Origin of the sequence: Shigella sp. FC1544 (assembly GCF_001722145.1) — a bacterium.
Taxonomy (GTDB): Bacteria; Pseudomonadota; Gammaproteobacteria; order Enterobacterales; family Enterobacteriaceae; genus Escherichia; species Escherichia coli.
Window position 1 is genome coordinate 26,050 of record NZ_MECT01000222.1, and the last position, 15,817, is coordinate 41,866.

Here is a 15,817-nt window from a genome sequence, read left to right on the forward strand (position 1 = left end):
TTATCCTTATTTTTGCACTACGATATTTTCTTGTGACGGATCAACATGCTGCATTTGCAGCTTTTCCGTGGCGATCCTTTCCACCCGGCTATGGTCGCCGAGCGCATTCTCTTCAAGGATCAGGTTGCGCCATTCAATGTCTAAAGCATCTCGCTCCAGCACCAGTTGTTCGCGCTGAGCGGTCAGTAAACGGGTATGGTGCGCCGTAGTTACCACGGTCACCGCCGTCAAAATAATGCAAATGAACAGGCAGAGTGGCAGCTTCCCAAATCGCAAAAGATCGTCACCGATAACACCAGGCAATGCATGGCGCTCGTGGCTTCCCATCGATCCTTTAACTTTGCTTAGAGCTTCTGTCACTCTGCTGATCATGCGTTCGTCCTCTCTGCGATACGCAGAACTGAACTACGGGCACGAGGATTCTCAGCCACCTCTTCTTCGCCCGGCATTAACTTGCCTAATGCTCGCAGCTGACGGCCACCCAGTTTTTTGAGCTGCTCTTCAGTCATCGGTAACCCTGCCGGAACTTGCGGACCGCGGCTGTTTTCACGCATAAAACGTTTCACAATACGGTCTTCCAGCGAGTGGAAGCTGATGATCGAAAGCCGCCCACCCGGGGCCAGCACGTTGAGCGAGCTTTTTAGCGCCTGCTCTATCTCCTCCAGTTCACTGTTTACCCAAATGCGCACCGCCTGGAAGGTACGGGTCGCGGGATGTTTAAACTTATCTTTCACCGGCGTTGCAGCAGCCACGACTTCCGCCAGTTCTTTGGTGCGGGTCATCGGCTGTTCGCGGTTACGCTCGACAATGGCGCAGGCAATGCGTTTGGCAAAACGCTCTTCACCATAGGTTTTCAATACCCAGGCGATATCGGCTTCTTCTGCGGTTTGTAGCCATTCAGCGGCTGACTGCCCACGGGTTGGGTCCATACGCATGTCCAGCGGACCATCGCGCATAAAGGAAAAGCCACGTTTAGCATCATCAAGTTGCGGTGAAGATACGCCAAGATCGAGGAGAATGCCGTCGATCTTGCCGATAAGATCGCGCTCGGCAACGTATTCGCCCAGCGCGGAGAAAGGTCCGTGGATGATGGAGAAGCGCGGATCATCAATAGTCTTCGCAACGGCGATAGCCTGCGGGTCGCGATCGATCGCCAGCAAACGCCCCTCTTCGCCAAGCTGCGAGAGGATCAGACGTGAGTGACCACCGCGACCAAAAGTCCCATCAATGTAGATGCCATCAGGACGGATATTGAGGCCATTAACGGCTTCATCCAGCAGCACCGTAGTATGTTTATAGTTTTCCATCATTTTATAGAGACAAGTCCTGCAGTCGCTCCGATAAGTTTCCAGTAGCCAACTGCTCTGCGTCGATATCTTCCTTGACCTGTTGATGCCAGGTTGTTTCATCCCACAGCTCAAACTTGTTGAACTGTCCAACCAGCATCACTTCTTTTGTCAGCCCGGCATGTTGCCGCAGTACTGGCGCGATTAACAATCGACCTGCGCCATCCATCTGACATTCGCTGGCATGACCTAACAGTAGGCGCTGCACACGGCGCTCAACTGGGTTCATGCTCGACAGACGCGATAATTTTTGCTCGATAACTTCCCATTCAGGCAGGGGGTAAAGCAGCAGGCACGGGTGATGAATGTCAATGGTGCAAACCATTTGACCGGCAGCGTTCTCAAGCAGCTGTTCCCGATAACGGGTAGGCACTGATAAGCGCCCTTTGCTGTCGAGATTGACTAACGTTGCTCCCCGGAACATGCCAGCCTCACCCCTTATTCCCACTTTGCCCCACAATTTCCCACTGAAAGGAGTTTACGGAGCGGAGGAAAAGCTTGTCAAGCCAGTCACAAGGCATACCGAGGTAAAAAACCCGATGTTTACGGCTAATATCAGCGTTGTTTATTTTACGTCCAACGCGCGAAGCAAATTAACGTTATGAATAGCTGTAAGAAAAAATCCCTCATCGTCATCACTGTTTTAAAATGACTCACTATTTTCCACAGCAAATATAAAGTGTCAGTTTGCGACGCGAGCGGCATTTTAGGACATATCTTCCCCGGTTAACAGTCCTTGTTACGTCTGTGTGGCGCTTGATGCCAGCGGGTTTGCGCAAAAGCAAAGAAAAGTGTTTGTTAAATCGGCAATTCATCGCCGCATGTAACAAAATAATGCAAAAACGCGCTGTCGATATCACTTAATTATTGTGAATTTCAGCTGGTGAGTTAATTAACGGGCGGGTTTAAAACCATTTATCAATAATAGTCAGGAATAGTCTTATTTACTTTAAGCATATTGATGTCCAGTCCCGTACTCTACGCGCCAGAGGGAAATTCACCTGGCGCGTATTTTTGTTCGCGGCTTAGCTACGGCTGAGCACACCGCGGCGATAGAGATTACGTTTAATGCGCGTTAAACCAGGTTTTGGCTTACGCGGTTCGTCTAGGCTTGCCAGGACAATCTCCAGCACACGCTCTGCGACATCGCGGTGACGTTGAGCCACTGCCAGCACCGGGCACTGTAAGAAGTCGAGCAGTTCGTTATCGCCAAAGGTGGCAATTGCCAGGTCAGAAGGCAGTTTACCATCGCGACGTAGCGTGACATCCATCACCCCTTGCAACAACGCAAACGACGTTGTGAACAGCGCCTGCGGCATCGGATGCGTTTCCAGCCATTTTTCGAATAACTGGGCAGCCGCCTCCCGCTCATAGCTGTTGGCATACAGGAAATGCACTTCGCGCGGATCATCTTTCCAGGCAGTACGGAAACCTTGTTCACGCAGGAAGCTGACAGAAAGCTCCGGCAGCGCGCCAAGATAAAGCACCGTCTCGGCGGGAAACTTACGTAACTCTTCCGCCAGCATTTCGGCATCATCCTGATCGGCACCAACCACGCTGGTGAAATGTTCACGATCGAGGGCGCGGTCCAGCGCGACAATCGGGAACGGGTCGTTAGCCCAGCGTTGATAAAAAGGATGCTCAGGTGGCAACGACGTCGAAACAATAATGGCATCAACCTGACGCTGTAAAAGGTGCTCAATGCAGCGCATTTCGTTGTCTGGCTGATCTTCTGAGCAGGCAATCAGCAGTTGATAACCCCGTTGCCGCGCCTGGCGCTCAAGATAGTTAGCGATGCGGGTATAGCTGGTGTTCTCCAGATCGGGGATCACAAGACCAATAGAACGTGTGCGTCCAGCACGAAGCCCAGCTGCCACGGCGTTCGGGTGGTAATTGTGCTCACGCACCACAGCCATGACTTTTTCAACGGTTTTGTCGCTCACACGGTATTGCTTCGCTTTGCCGTTAATAACATAGCTTGCAGTGGTCCGCGACACTCCCGCCAGCCGAGCGATTTCATCCAGTTTCACAATTGCCCCTTGCGTAAAATGTAAAAACCATAGCCATTGTACTGGTATGGGTTAAATTCATTAACATCTAAGCGCAGAAAATTAACTGCGGCAACTGCTTTTATTCCAGGTTCCCACTGATTTCGCAAAAAAAGCCCAACGTGACATGTTGGGCTGCAAATTGCACACTGAGATCATTCTCAACGCATTATTTTATCGCCGCGCGAAAGTCCGACCACACCAGAGCGAGCAACTTCCACAATTTTCGCCACCTCGCGAATCAATGCTAAAAATGCATCAAGCTTATCGCTGGTGCCTGCTAATTGAACGGTATAAAGCGAGGGGGTGACATCGATAATTTGCCCACGGAATATTTCCGTATTACGTTTCACTTCGTCACGCCCGTAACCGCTGGCCTGAATTTTCACCAGCATGATTTCCCGCTCAACATGCGCGCCCTGCCCCAACTCACTCACGCGCAAGACATCGACCAGCTTGTGTAATTGCTTTTCGATCTGCTCAAGTACTTTTTCATCGCCCACGGTCTGGATGGTCATACGCGATAATGTCGGATCGTCGGTTGGCGCAACGGTCAGGCTTTCAATGTTGTAGCCTCGCTGGGAAAAAAGGCCAATCACGCGGGATAACGCGCCTGATTCATTTTCGAGTAAGACTGATAATATCCGGCGCATAATCAGGTTCTCTCCGTTTTGCTTAACCACATTTCATCCATTCCGCCCCCGCGAATCTGCATCGGGTAGACGTGCTCACTGCCATCGACGGTAACATCAACAAACACCAGGCGATTATTGCGCACCTGTTCCAGCGCCTCGCTAAGTTTGCTTTCCAGCTCATGCGGATGAGAGATCTGGATCCCGACGTGACCATAGGCTTCCGCCAGACGGACGAAATCGGGTAGTGATTGCATATAAGATTGTGAATGACGGCCGGAATAGATCATGTCCTGCCACTGTTTCACCATCCCCAGATAGCGGTTATTGAGATTCACCACCAGTACGGGCAACTCGTATTGCAACGCGGTAGACAGTTCCTGAATGTTCATCTGAATACTGCCGTCGCCAGTGACGCAAACCACGGTTTCTTCTGGCAACGCCATTTTGACGCCCAGTGCCGCAGGTAAACCAAAACCCATCGTGCCGAGGCCACCGGAATTGATCCAGCGACGCGGTTTGTCGAATGGATAATAAAGTGCAGCAAACATCTGGTGCTGCCCGACATCGGACGTCACGTAAGCGTCTCCCTTCGTCAACCGCCAAAGAGTCTCGATCACCGCCTGCGGTTTAATCTTTTCACTGTGAGTGTCATATTTCAGGCACTGACGAGCGCGCCACTGTTCAATTTGCTGCCACCAGTCGCGGATCTCATCCAGTGGTTGATGGGCGGATTCTTGCGACAAGAGTTCAAGCATTTGTTCGAGGACCTGGCGAGCATCCCCCACAATCGGGATATCCGCAGTCACGGTTTTAGAAATGGAAGTAGGATCAATATCGATATGCAGAACAGTGGCATTTGGGCAGTACTTTGCCAGATTGTTCGTCGTTCGGTCATCAAATCGTACCCCGACGGCGAAAATCACATCCGCGTTATGCATCGTCATATTGGCTTCGTAGGTACCGTGCATTCCCAGCATGCCCAGTGCCTGACGATGCGTTGCCGGAAACGCCCCCAGCCCCATCAATGAGGAAACAACGGGCAGATTCAACGCCTCCACCGTTTCTTTCAACTGCTGATGGCAGCCCGCCATGATTGCCCCACCGCCTACGTAGACAACCGGTTTTTTTGCCACTACCAGCGTTTGCAGAGCACGCTTAATTTGCCCTTTATGTCCGGTAGTAGTGGGATTGTAAGAACGCATACTGACCGACTCCGGCCAGACATAGGGTAATTTGTTCGCCGGATTAAGAATATCTTTCGGTAAATCAACGACTACTGGTCCAGGACGACCACTTGCCGCCAGCCAGAAAGCCTTTTTCAGCACCTGCGGAATGTCTTCCGTTTGCTTAACCAGAAAACTGTGTTTAACCACTGGTCGCGAAATCCCCACCATGTCGCACTCCTGAAAGGCATCGTAACCTATCAACGAGGTCGCTACCTGCCCGGAAAGGACAACTAATGGAATGGAATCCATATAAGCGGTGGCGATGCCGGTAATCGCATTGGTCGCCCCTGGACCCGACGTTACCAGCACGACGCCGACTTCCCCGGTCGCGCGCGCCAGACCATCGGCCATATGCACTGCCGCCTGCTCATGACGAACTAAAACATGATCGATACCACCCACGGTATGCAATGCATCGTAAATATCAAGGACTGCGCCTCCAGGATAACCGAATACTTGTTTAACGCCCTGATCGATAAGCGATCGGACGACCATCTCGGCTCCAGACAACATCTCCATGGCCTGCCTCACTGTTTGATGGAAAAAATGTGTAAAACACATTAACCGTCCGATCTTGCTTAAGCAATTGGCAGCCAGAGACATAAACGCAGGGTAATAAGAATAAACAGGAGGAAAGGTGAAAAGAAACGATAAAATCCTCCATTACGAAGGATTAAATTGATAATAAATCGGCTGAATCCCACAACTTACAGCAATTTCTCTATTTTTTTAATTAATCCTAAAATAGAGAGCCCACACATTCAGAATAAAATTCTACATTCAATAAAAAATGCAGAATAAACCAGACATTCATGTCTGACCTATTCTGCATTCAGTTAGCGTTTGCAAATTGAGACTAATTGTTCTTCCATCCACTGATGGCCTTTATCGCGCCCGGCAGCTTCATGCCATGAGAGATAACAGGTTCTGCTGTTTTGTTTTAACGGCAGCGGTAATACCTGTAATTCTAAGGATTCAGCGAACTCTTCAGCCAGCCAACGCGGCGCAATAGCGACCAAATGCGTTTGCGACACCACGCTAAGTACGCTCATCATTGCCATGCCCTGATACGCGATACTGGCTTGCTTATCTACCGTGTCATACCAAGGTTGACTAAATGACGCGAAACGATCGAGCGAAACCGCCGCATGTTGTTCGTTATAAACATCATGTTTCAGTAACGGGCCTTTAATTGTTGGATGATTTTTGCTGGCTACCAGCACCATTTCATCTTTAAATAATGGCACGCTGGTAAATTCAGGACGATGGAAGTCTTCATAACTAATCACAAACTCCGTTTCCTGATAACGCAGCTGATGTTCAGTGTTCTGATTTAATGAAGACTTGAACATAACATGTATATTTGGCGCAATCTGCTCAATGTGATTATAAATCTGCGAGGTCAGAATGCTGTCTAACGGGCTGCAAACACAAAGATGAAATACACGTTCACTACTCGCGGGTTCAAAACCTGAACCAGGCAATTCATTTTGTACTAGTTGCAATGCCTGGCGAACTGAACCAAAAAGTTGAAATGCGCGAGCAGTCGGTTGAATACCACGGCCATAACGAACAAAAAGCTCGTCATTAAACATCACCTTCAGGCGTGCAACAGCGTTACTGACCGCAGGTTGCGACATACCCAGAACATGAGCGGCACGGGTAATGTTTTGCTCCTGCATCACGGCATCGAAAACGGTTAATAAGTTGAGATCGACCATGCGTAGCTGTGGCTTGCTTAACTCCACCGTCTCTGAATGATCTGTTTGTACCTCTGGCATACTTAACTCCACTGTCACACTTAACTCCCTTTCCCTTATTGGAATGCAGAGAAATAATCCTGAAGAATATGATTTATCATGCATATAAAATAAGAAAAAGCAAAATGAGTAAAATTCGGAAAACATAAAGATATGGGTTCTGATAAAAACAGAATCCATTGCCGTGGAATGAGTCATTTACCACAGCATAATAATCCATAATGTTTTTGTTGCGAAAACAATCTAATCATAACTACCGCGAATACTCAATCATCTACAAAATGGATTAAATGTGCTTATTTAATAATTAATTTATATATTTAATGCATTAATTATTAACATTAATGGATCAATAATATTCACCAAATCAATATCAAAAAAAATTCGCAAAACATATAATTCAATACAAATCATCAGGATAGGTTTTGCAACGCGTGCATTTTGTCCCCTTTTTCCTCGTTGATTAGATGCAAAAATTTATTCTGAAATATGTCAACCTATGAAAAGTGTCGGTCGTTAAACAGAAATTAATATCGCTTGCTTTAACCACCGCAGCACAATTAGCTAATTTTACGGATGCAGAACTCGCGCTGGCGGGACGTTTTTATTGCGTCAGGGTTGACATCCGTTTTTGTATCCAGTAACTCTAAAAGCATATCGCATTCATCTGGAGCTGATTTAATGACTCACATCGTTCGCTTTATCGGTCTACTACTACTAAACGCATCTTCTTTGCGCGGTAGACGAGTGAGCGGCATCCAGCATTAAGCCAGCACGCAGTCAAACAAAAAACCCGCGCCATTGCGCGGGTTTTTTTATGCCCGAAGCGAGGCGCTCTAAAAGAGACAAGGACCCAAACCATGAGCCAGCAAGTCATTATTTTCGATACCACATTGCGCGACGGTGAACAGGCGTTACAGGCAAGCTTGAGTGTGAAAGAAAAACTGCAAATTGCGCTGGCCCTTGAGCGTATGGGTGTTGACGTGATGGAAGTCGGTTTCCCCGTCTCTTCGCCGGGCGATTTTGAATCAGTGCAAACCATCGCCCGCCAGGTTAAAAACAGCCGCGTATGCGCGTTAGCTCGCTGCGTGGAGAAAGATATCGACGTGGCGGCCGAATCCCTGAAAGTCGCCGAAGCCTTCCGTATTCATACCTTTATTGCCACTTCGCCAATGCACATCGCCACCAAGCTGCGCAGCACGCTGGATGAAGTGATCGAACGCGCTATCTATATGGTGAAACGCGCCCGTAATTACACCGATGATGTTGAATTTTCTTGCGAAGATGCCGGGCGTACCCCCATTGCCGATCTGGCGCGAGTGGTCGAAGCGGCGATTAATGCCGGTGCCACCACCATCAACATTCCGGACACCGTGGGCTACACCATGCCGTTTGAGTTCGCCGGAATCATCAGCGGTCTGTATGAACGCGTACCTAACATCGACAAAGCCATTATTTCCGTACATACCCACGACGATTTAGGCCTGGCGGTCGGCAACTCACTGGCGGCGGTACATGCCGGTGCACGCCAGGTGGAAGGTGCAATGAACGGGATCGGCGAGCGTGCCGGTAACTGTTCGCTGGAAGAAGTCATCATGGCGATTAAAGTTCGTAAGGATATTCTCAACGTCCACACCGCCATTAATCACCAGGAGATATGGCGCACCAGCCAGTTAGTTAGCCAGATTTGTAATATGCCGATCCCGGCAAACAAAGCCATTGTTGGCAGCGGCGCATTCGCTCACTCCTCCGGTATCCACCAGGATGGCGTGCTGAAAAACCGCGAAAACTACGAAATCATGACACCAGAATCTATTGGTCTGAACCAAATCCAGCTGAATCTGACCTCTCGTTCGGGGCGTGCGGCGGTGAAACATCGCATGGATGAGATGGGGTATAAAGAAAGTGAATATAATTTAGACAATTTGTACGATGCTTTCCTGAAGCTGGCGGACAAAAAAGGTCAGGTGTTTGATTACGATCTGGAGGCGCTGGCCTTCATCGGTAAGCAGCAAGAAGAGCCGGAGCATTTCCGTCTGGATTACTTCAGCGTGCAGTCTGGCTCTAACGATATCGCCACCGCCGCCGTCAAACTGGCCTGTGGCGAAGAAGTCAAAGCAGAAGCCGCCAACGGTAACGGTCCGGTCGATGCCGTCTATCAGGCAATTAACCGCATCACTGACTATAACGTCGAACTGGTGAAATACAGCCTGACCGCCAAAGGTCACGGTAAAGATGCGCTGGGTCAGGTGGATGTTGTCGCCAACTACAACGGTCGCCGCTTCCACGGCGTCGGCCTGGCCACCGATATTGTCGAGTCCTCCGCCAAAGCCATGGTGCACGTACTGAACAATATCTGGCGTGCCGCAGAAGTCGAAAAAGAGTTGCAACGCAAAGCTCAACACAACGAAAACAACAAGGAAACCGTGTGATGTCGAAGAATTACCATATTGCCGTATTGCCGGGGGACGGTATTGGTCCGGAAGTGATGACCCAGGCGCTGAAAGTGCTGGATGCCGTGCGCAACCGCTTTGCGATGCGCATCACCACCAGCCATTACGATGTAGGCGGCGCAGCCATTGATAACCACGGGCAACCACTGCCGCCTGCGACGGTTGAAGGTTGTGAGCAAGCCGATGCCGTGCTGTTTGGCTCGGTAGGCGGTCCGAAATGGGAACATTTACCACCAGACCAGCAACCAGAACGCGGCGCGCTGTTGCCTTTGCGTAAGCACTTCAAATTATTCAGCAACCTGCGTCCGGCAAAACTGTATCAGGGGCTGGAAGCATTCTGTCCGCTGCGTGCTGACATTGCCGCTAACGGCTTCGACATCCTGTGCGTGCGCGAACTGACCGGCGGCATCTATTTCGGTCAGCCAAAAGGCCGCGAAGGTAGCGGACAGTATGAAAAAGCGTTTGATACCGAGGTGTATCACCGTTTTGAGATCGAACGTATCGCCCGCATCGCGTTTGAATCTGCCCGCAAGCGTCGCCACAAAGTCACCTCAATCGACAAAGCCAACGTGCTGCAATCCTCTATTTTATGGCGGGAGATCGTTAACGAGATCGCCACGGAATACCCGGATGTCGAACTGGCGCATATGTACATCGACAACGCCACCATGCAGCTGATTAAAGATCCATCACAGTTTGACGTCCTGCTGTGCTCCAACCTGTTTGGCGACATTCTGTCTGACGAGTGCGCAATGATCACTGGCTCGATGGGGATGTTGCCTTCCGCCAGCCTGAACGAGCAAGGTTTTGGTCTGTATGAACCGGCAGGCGGCTCAGCACCAGATATCACAGGCAAAAACATCGCCAACCCGATTGCGCAAATTCTGTCGCTGGCACTGCTGCTGCGCTACAGCCTGGATGCCGATGATGCGGCTTACGCCATTGAACGCGCCATTAACCGCGCATTAGAAGAAGGCATTCGCACCGGGGATTTAGCCCGTGGCGCTGCCGCCGTTAGTACCGATGAAATGGGCGATATCATTGCCCGCTATGTGGCAGAAGGGGTGTAATCATGGCTAAAACGTTATACGAAAAATTATTCGACGCTCACGTAGTGTACGAAGCCGAAAACGAAACCCCGCTGTTATATATCGACCGCCACCTGGTGCATGAAGTGACCTCACCGCAGGCGTTCGATGGTCTGCGCGCCCACGGTCGCCCGGTACGTCAGCCGGGCAAAACCTTCGCCACTATGGATCACAACGTCTCTACCCAGACGAAAGACATTAATGCCTGTGGTGAAATGGCGCGCATCCAGATGCAGGAGCTGATTAAAAACTGCAAAGAATTTGGCGTCGAACTGTATGACCTGAATCACCCGTATCAGGGGATCGTCCACGTAATGGGGCCGGAACAGGGCGTCACCTTGCCGGGGATGACCATTGTCTGCGGCGACTCGCATACCGCCACCCACGGCGCGTTTGGCGCACTGGCCTTTGGTATCGGCACTTCCGAAGTTGAACACGTACTGGCAACGCAAACCCTGAAACAGGGCCGCGCAAAAACCATGAAAATTGAAGTCCAGGGCAAAGCCGCGCCGGGCATTACCGCAAAAGATATCGTGCTGGCAATTATCGGTAAAACCGGTAGCGCAGGCGGCACCGGGCATGTGGTGGAGTTTTGCGGCGAAGCAATCCGTGATTTAAGCATGGAAGGTCGTATGACCCTGTGCAATATGGCAATCGAAATGGGCGCAAAAGCCGGTCTGGTTGCACCGGACGAAACCACCTTTAACTATGTCAAAGGCCGTTTGCATGCGCCGAAAGGCAAAGATTTCGACGACGCCGTTGCCTACTGGAAAACCCTGCAAACCGACGAAGTCGCAACTTTCGATACCGTTGTCACTCTGCAAGCAGAAGAAATTTCACCGCAGGTCACCTGGGGCACCAATCCAGGCCAGGTGATTTCCGTGAACGACAATATTCCCGATCCGGCTTCGTTTGCCGATCCGGTTGAACGCGCGTCGGCAGAAAAAGCGCTGGCCTATATGGGGCTGAAACCGGGCATTCCGCTGACCGAAGTGGCTATCGACAAAGTGTTTATCGGTTCCTGTACCAACTCGCGCATTGAAGATTTACGCGCGGCAGCGGAGATCGCCAAAGGGCGAAAAGTCGCGCCAGGCGTGCAGGCACTGGTGGTTCCCGGCTCTGGCCCGGTAAAAGCCCAGGCGGAAGCGGAAGGTCTGGATAAAATCTTTATTGAAGCCGGTTTTGAATGGCGCTTGCCTGGCTGCTCAATGTGTCTGGCGATGAACAACGACCGTCTGAATCCGGGCGAACGTTGTGCATCCACCAGCAACCGTAACTTTGAAGGCCGCCAGGGGCGCGGCGGGCGCACGCATCTGGTCAGCCCGGCAATGGCTGCCGCTGCTGCTGTGACCGGACATTTCGCCGACATTCGCAACATTAAATAAGGAGCAGACCATGGCAGAGAAATTTATCAAACACACAGGCCTGGTGGTTCCGCTGGATGCCGCCAATGTCGATACCGATGCAATCATCCCGAAACAGTTTTTGCAGAAAGTGACCCGTACGGGTTTTGGCGCGCATCTGTTTAACGACTGGCGTTTTCTCGATGAAAAAGGCCAACAGCCAAACCCGGACTTCGTGCTGAACTTCCCGCAGTATCAGGGCGCTTCCATTTTGCTGGCACGAGAAAACTTCGGCTGTGGCTCCTCGCGTGAGCACGCGCCCTGGGCATTGACCGACTACGGTTTTAAAGTGGTGATTGCGCCGAGTTTTGCTGACATCTTCTACGGCAATAGCTTTAACAACCAGCTGCTGCCGGTGAAATTAAGCGATGCAGAAGTGGACGAACTGTTTGCGCTGGTGAAAGCCAATCCGGGGATCCATTTCGACGTGGATCTGGAAGCGCAAGAGGTGAAAGCGGGAGAGAAAACCTATCGCTTTACCATCGATGCCTTCCGCCGCCACTGCATGATGAACGGTCTGGACAGTATTGGGCTTACCTTGCAGCACGACGACGCCATTGCCGCTTATGAAGCAAAACAACCTGCGTTTATGAATTAATCCCCTTGCCCGGTCAAATGACCGGGCTTTCCGCTATCGTCCACGTCATCAAACGTCTTTAACCTTTGCGGTTAAAAATAATGCGACAACAGAAATAACCGCAATTACCCAGTAGACAGCAAAGTGCCCCCAACTTTGTGCAATTGCTCCCTGAATAACGCCAGCCAGAATTACCCCGGTAGAAATACTGTTAGTAAATAAGGTGGTAGCTGCCCCCGCTCTTCCAGGCATTAAATCCTGAAACCATAGCATCCCAATACCCGCAACAATGCCGATAAATACAGCGTTAAAAAGTTGCAGCGTCATCAACGCCATACGGCTATGAAAGAAAATCAATCCGGTGTAAAACAGTACTCCTGCCGCCACTGCTATGACCATCATTCGCCGCTTACCATAACGTTTGACATAGTAGCCAGCCAGAATCATTGCTGGTATTTCCAGTCCAGCTGCCGTCCCCATCAGGAAACCCGCCAGTTTGTCTGGCAATCCTAACTCGCTACTGATCCACAACGGCATATCAATAATGTACATGGTGTTGCAGGTCCACATTAACGTCGAGGCGACAAATAACATCCGTACGTTACTATCCTGCCAGCCACCTTGCATTGATAAAGCATTTTCCGACGGCAGTTCTACCCGCGCCACAGACGGAAGCATAAATGCAATCAATACCAGACTGAGTGTGAATATCCCGGCGGCAATCGAAAACATCACCACTTCTCGCGCCGAGTTATCCGCATATTCCCGCGCCAGAGCAAATAACTGTGGCATTGCCGTATTGGCCAGAGATGCCAGAAGCACACCACAGGTGATAAGCGTCAGATAATGACGATTAAATGCAAACAATGGCGCATTGCCGATAGCCATCAAACAGCAAAATATAATCAGTTTTCGCCGATCGCCCTGACTGTCTGAACGTTTTGCCAACCAGAGGCTTACGCCGATCCCAGCAATAGTATTCACCGTATAAAAGAGTCCGATCCAGAAAGGTTGCGCGCCAACCTCACGACTCAGAAATAAGCTCAATGTAGGAGCCTGTAGCGCCCCGGCCCCCCCTATCATAAAAGCGACCAGCATAAATGCCGCGTAAACACCGTTCATACGGCGAGCCATCGTCATTATCCAGATCATACGTTCCCTTTTTAGCGCGGCGAGAATAAAAAAAACCAGCAGGTATAATCTGCTGGCGGGTGATTTTACACCAATACTCAGTCACACATGATGCAGGCAAGTCAACTTTCAGAATTGCGGTCATCCCACTGCATCAGTCCTTCAAGCATGGTTAATCGTTGTGGGACGCTTAACCAACGCAACCAGCACAACTTCGCTGTCGCGGTAAAATAGTGCTGATAAAACTGACGCATGGGGCACCTCCTTGCTTCATCGTTAGGAATTATTGACTTAATATAGGGAAAATAAAGTTGCTGTCTTTTGCGCAGGAGTTCCCCTTTTATGTCATCTGCTCGTCTGCAACAACAGTTCATCCGCCTGTGGCAATGCTGCGAGGGTAAATCGCAGGACACAACGCTCAACGAACTGGCAGCGTTATTGAGCTGCTCGCGTCGTCATATGCGTACCCTGCTCAACACCATGCAGGATCGCGGCTGGCTGACGTGGGAAGCGGAAGTCGGGCGCGGTAAACGCTCGCGTCTGACATTCCTCTATACCGGGCTGGCGCTTCAGCAACAGCGGGCGGAAGACCTGCTGGAGCAGGATCGTATCGACCAACTAGTGCAGTTGGTTGGCGACAAAGCGACTGTGCGGCAAATGCTGGTTTCTCATCTGGGCCGCAGCTTCCGCCAGGGGCGGCACATCCTGCGCGTGCTCTACTATCGTCCGTTGCGTAATCTGCTACCTGGCAGCGCATTGCGCCGTTCCGAAACCCATATTGCCCGGCAAATCTTCAGTTCGCTAACGCGCATAAATGAGGAAAATGGGGAACTGGAAGCAGACATCGCCCACCACTGGCAGCAAATATCACCGCTTCACTGGCGTTTCTTTTTGCGTCCAGGAGTCCATTTTCATCATGGTCGTGAACTGGAAATGGACGACGTGATCGCCTCTTTAAAACGAATCAATACGCTGCCGCTCTATTCGCATATTGCGGACATTGTGTCGCCGACGCCCTGGACGCTGGATATCCATCTCACGCAACCGGACCGCTGGTTACCGTTACTGCTGGGGCAAGTTCCGGCGATGATCCTGCCGCGCGAATGGGAAACCCTCAGTAACTTTGCCAGCCATCCCATCGGCACCGGTCCGTATGCGGTGATCCGCAACACCACCAATCAACTGAAAATTCAGGCATTCGATGACTTCTTCGGTTACCGGGCATTAATCGATGAAGTTAACGTCTGGGTTCTGCCGGAAATTGCCGACGAGCCAGCTGGAGGTCTGATGCTAAAAGGTCCACAGGGTGAGGAAAAAGAGATTGAAAGCCGCCTGGAGGAAGGTTGCTACTATTTACTATTCGACAGCCGCACCCATCGCGGAGCGAATCAGCAAGTCAGGGACTGGGTAAGCTATGTGCTTTCTCCAACTAATCTGGTCTATTTCGCTGAGGAACAGTACCAGCAACTGTGGTTCCCGGCTTATGGACTGCTCCCCCGTTGGCACCATGCCCGCACCATAAAGAGCGAAAAACCGGCTGGCCTGGAAAGCCTCACCCTGACCTTTTATCAGGATCACAGTGAGCATCGGGTGATTGCCGGGATCATGCAGCAGATTCTGGCAAGTCACCAGGTCACGCTGGAAATCAAAGAGATCAGCTACGATCAGTGGCATGAAGGAGAGATCGAGAGCGATATCTGGCTTAATAGCGCCAACTTTACGCTGCCGCTGGATTTTTCGCTGTTCGCGCACTTGTGCGAGGTGCCGCTGCTCCAACACTGTATTCCGATCGACTGGCAAGCCGACGCCGCCCGCTGGCGCAATGGCGAAATGAACCTGGCGAACTGGTGCCAGCAACTGGTCGCCAGTAAAGCAATGGTGCCGCTTATCCACCACTGGCTGATCATTCAGGGACAACGCAGTATGCGCGGCCTGCGTATGAATACCCTCGGCTGGTTCGATTTTAAATCAGCGTGGTTTGCGCCGCCGGATCCATGATTGCTGGTAGATAACAAAATCACTACACTAACGCCGTTCTCAACGGGGTGCCACGCAAACGCGTGCGCTGAGAAAATACCCGTCGAACCTGATCCGGATAACGCCGGCGAAGGGATTTGAGGCTCCTTCTCAAGTCCTTTGCCACTCTTTTT

At 50.9% G+C, this 15,817-nt stretch carries 17 protein-coding genes and 1 riboswitch; of the genes, 7 read left to right on the forward strand and 10 right to left on the reverse strand.

Annotation, left to right across the window (positions count from 1 at the left end):
• Nucleotides 1-6: 6 nt before the first annotated feature.
• The 7 genes from ftsL to ilvI form a co-directional block, all read right to left on the reverse strand.
• The gene (ftsL, locus tag BGK49_RS12450) at nucleotides 7-372 is read right to left on the reverse strand and encodes a cell division protein FtsL (protein ID WP_000625658.1); all 366 of its coding nucleotides are present in this window, start codon (nucleotides 370-372) and stop codon (nucleotides 7-9) included.
• The gene (gene rsmH / locus BGK49_RS12455; RefSeq protein WP_069375748.1) at nucleotides 369-1,310 is read right to left on the reverse strand and encodes a 16S rRNA (cytosine(1402)-N(4))-methyltransferase RsmH; all 942 of its coding nucleotides are present in this window, start codon (nucleotides 1,308-1,310) and stop codon (nucleotides 369-371) included. The genes ftsL and rsmH overlap by 4 nt, the downstream gene beginning before the upstream one ends.
• Before the next feature lies 1 nt (nucleotide 1,311).
• A complete protein-coding gene (gene mraZ, locus BGK49_RS12460; RefSeq protein WP_005039044.1) occupies nucleotides 1,312-1,770 on the reverse strand; it encodes a division/cell wall cluster transcriptional repressor MraZ in 459 nt (152 codons plus the stop codon).
• A 601-nt stretch (nucleotides 1,771-2,371) separates the two neighbouring features.
• Nucleotides 2,372-3,376, reverse strand: a complete 1,005-nt coding sequence (gene cra / locus BGK49_RS12465) for a catabolite repressor/activator (RefSeq protein ID WP_000762401.1) — start codon at nucleotides 3,374-3,376, stop codon at nucleotides 2,372-2,374.
• Nucleotides 3,377-3,457: 81 nt separating this feature from the next.
• Nucleotides 3,458-3,544 (reverse strand): hypothetical protein, encoded by an 87-nt coding sequence (locus tag BGK49_RS12470; RefSeq protein ID WP_032161951.1) that lies wholly within the window; start codon nucleotides 3,542-3,544, stop codon nucleotides 3,458-3,460.
• Between the two features lie 11 nt (nucleotides 3,545-3,555).
• Nucleotides 3,556-4,047, reverse strand: coding sequence for an acetolactate synthase small subunit (gene ilvN, locus BGK49_RS12475; protein WP_001252743.1), 492 nt, complete (start codon nucleotides 4,045-4,047; stop codon nucleotides 3,556-3,558).
• A gap of 2 nt (nucleotides 4,048-4,049) precedes the next feature.
• Nucleotides 4,050-5,774: an acetolactate synthase 3 large subunit gene (gene ilvI / locus BGK49_RS12480; protein WP_000425674.1), complete on the reverse strand. Its 1,725-nt coding sequence runs from the start codon at nucleotides 5,772-5,774 to the stop codon at nucleotides 4,050-4,052.
• Between the two features lie 118 nt (nucleotides 5,775-5,892).
• Between ilvI and BGK49_RS30635 the strand changes: the two genes are divergently transcribed.
• Nucleotides 5,893-5,937: a hypothetical protein gene (locus BGK49_RS30635; protein ID WP_128566915.1), complete on the forward strand. Its 45-nt coding sequence runs from the start codon at nucleotides 5,893-5,895 to the stop codon at nucleotides 5,935-5,937.
• Between the two features lie 154 nt (nucleotides 5,938-6,091).
• On the opposite strand, the gene leuO is transcribed toward BGK49_RS30635, so the two are convergent.
• On the reverse strand, nucleotides 6,092-7,036 hold the full coding sequence (gene leuO / locus BGK49_RS12485) for a transcriptional regulator LeuO (RefSeq protein ID WP_005039095.1): 945 nt from the start codon (nucleotides 7,034-7,036) through the stop codon (nucleotides 6,092-6,094).
• Between the two features lie 660 nt (nucleotides 7,037-7,696).
• On the opposite strand from leuO, the gene leuL reads away from it, so the two are divergent.
• The 5 genes from leuL (at nucleotide 7,697) to leuD (ending at nucleotide 12,557) form a co-directional block, all read left to right on the forward strand.
• Complete coding sequence (leuL, locus tag BGK49_RS12490; RefSeq protein WP_001300467.1) at nucleotides 7,697-7,783, forward strand: leu operon leader peptide; 87 nt, start codon at nucleotides 7,697-7,699, stop codon at nucleotides 7,781-7,783.
• Nucleotides 7,784-7,875: 92 nt separating this feature from the next.
• A complete protein-coding gene (gene leuA / locus BGK49_RS12495; RefSeq protein ID WP_000082849.1) occupies nucleotides 7,876-9,447 on the forward strand; it encodes a 2-isopropylmalate synthase in 1,572 nt (523 codons plus the stop codon).
• On the forward strand, nucleotides 9,447-10,538 hold the full coding sequence (gene leuB / locus BGK49_RS12500; protein WP_000042364.1) for a 3-isopropylmalate dehydrogenase: 1,092 nt from the start codon (nucleotides 9,447-9,449) through the stop codon (nucleotides 10,536-10,538). The genes leuA and leuB overlap by 1 nt, the downstream gene beginning before the upstream one ends.
• A 2-nt stretch (nucleotides 10,539-10,540) precedes the next feature.
• Nucleotides 10,541-11,941: a 3-isopropylmalate dehydratase large subunit gene (gene leuC, locus BGK49_RS12505; protein ID WP_001140664.1), complete on the forward strand. Its 1,401-nt coding sequence runs from the start codon at nucleotides 10,541-10,543 to the stop codon at nucleotides 11,939-11,941.
• 10 nt (nucleotides 11,942-11,951) lie between these two features.
• Complete coding sequence (gene leuD / locus BGK49_RS12510; RefSeq protein ID WP_000818228.1) at nucleotides 11,952-12,557, forward strand: 3-isopropylmalate dehydratase small subunit; 606 nt, start codon at nucleotides 11,952-11,954, stop codon at nucleotides 12,555-12,557.
• Between the two features lie 48 nt (nucleotides 12,558-12,605).
• On the opposite strand, the gene BGK49_RS12515 is transcribed toward leuD, so the two are convergent.
• The gene (locus BGK49_RS12515; RefSeq protein ID WP_000637830.1) at nucleotides 12,606-13,688 is read right to left on the reverse strand and encodes an MFS transporter; all 1,083 of its coding nucleotides are present in this window, start codon (nucleotides 13,686-13,688) and stop codon (nucleotides 12,606-12,608) included.
• A gap of 101 nt (nucleotides 13,689-13,789) precedes the next feature.
• Entirely contained in the window at nucleotides 13,790-13,921 is a 132-nt protein-coding gene (gene sgrT, locus BGK49_RS12520; RefSeq protein ID WP_001248770.1) for a glucose uptake inhibitor SgrT, read from the reverse strand.
• Between the two features lie 88 nt (nucleotides 13,922-14,009).
• On the opposite strand from sgrT, the gene sgrR reads away from it, so the two are divergent.
• A complete protein-coding gene (gene sgrR / locus BGK49_RS12525; RefSeq protein ID WP_005039252.1) occupies nucleotides 14,010-15,665 on the forward strand; it encodes a DNA-binding transcriptional regulator SgrR in 1,656 nt (551 codons plus the stop codon).
• Nucleotides 15,666-15,698: 33 nt separating this feature from the next.
• A riboswitch (TPP riboswitch) is annotated at nucleotides 15,699-15,798 on the forward strand.
• The last annotated feature ends 19 nt before the right edge of the window (nucleotides 15,799-15,817 follow it).

Excerpts from the sequence above, each read along its gene's own strand:
- rsmH (WP_069375748.1), bottom strand. The coding sequence starts at position 1,310 with ATGATGGAAAACTATAAACATACTACGGTGCTGCTGGATGAAGCCGTT.
- leuD (WP_000818228.1), top strand. The coding sequence starts at position 11,952 with ATGGCAGAGAAATTTATCAAACACACAGGCCTGGTGGTTCCGCTGGAT.
- mraZ (WP_005039044.1), bottom strand. The coding sequence starts at position 1,770 with ATGTTCCGGGGAGCAACGTTAGTCAATCTCGACAGCAAAGGGCGCTTA.
- leuL (WP_001300467.1), top strand. The coding sequence starts at position 7,697 with ATGACTCACATCGTTCGCTTTATCGGTCTACTACTACTAAACGCATCT.
- leuC (WP_001140664.1), top strand. The coding sequence starts at position 10,541 with ATGGCTAAAACGTTATACGAAAAATTATTCGACGCTCACGTAGTGTAC.
- sgrT (WP_001248770.1), bottom strand. The coding sequence starts at position 13,921 with ATGCGTCAGTTTTATCAGCACTATTTTACCGCGACAGCGAAGTTGTGC.
- ilvI (WP_000425674.1), bottom strand. The coding sequence starts at position 5,774 with ATGGAGATGTTGTCTGGAGCCGAGATGGTCGTCCGATCGCTTATCGAT.
- BGK49_RS12515 (WP_000637830.1), bottom strand. The coding sequence starts at position 13,688 with ATGATCTGGATAATGACGATGGCTCGCCGTATGAACGGTGTTTACGCG.
- leuB (WP_000042364.1), top strand. The coding sequence starts at position 9,447 with ATGTCGAAGAATTACCATATTGCCGTATTGCCGGGGGACGGTATTGGT.
- ilvN (WP_001252743.1), bottom strand. The coding sequence starts at position 4,047 with ATGCGCCGGATATTATCAGTCTTACTCGAAAATGAATCAGGCGCGTTA.
- ftsL (WP_000625658.1), bottom strand. The coding sequence starts at position 372 with ATGATCAGCAGAGTGACAGAAGCTCTAAGCAAAGTTAAAGGATCGATG.
- sgrR (WP_005039252.1), top strand. The coding sequence starts at position 14,010 with ATGTCATCTGCTCGTCTGCAACAACAGTTCATCCGCCTGTGGCAATGC.
- leuO (WP_005039095.1), bottom strand. The coding sequence starts at position 7,036 with ATGCCAGAGGTACAAACAGATCATTCAGAGACGGTGGAGTTAAGCAAG.
- leuA (WP_000082849.1), top strand. The coding sequence starts at position 7,876 with ATGAGCCAGCAAGTCATTATTTTCGATACCACATTGCGCGACGGTGAA.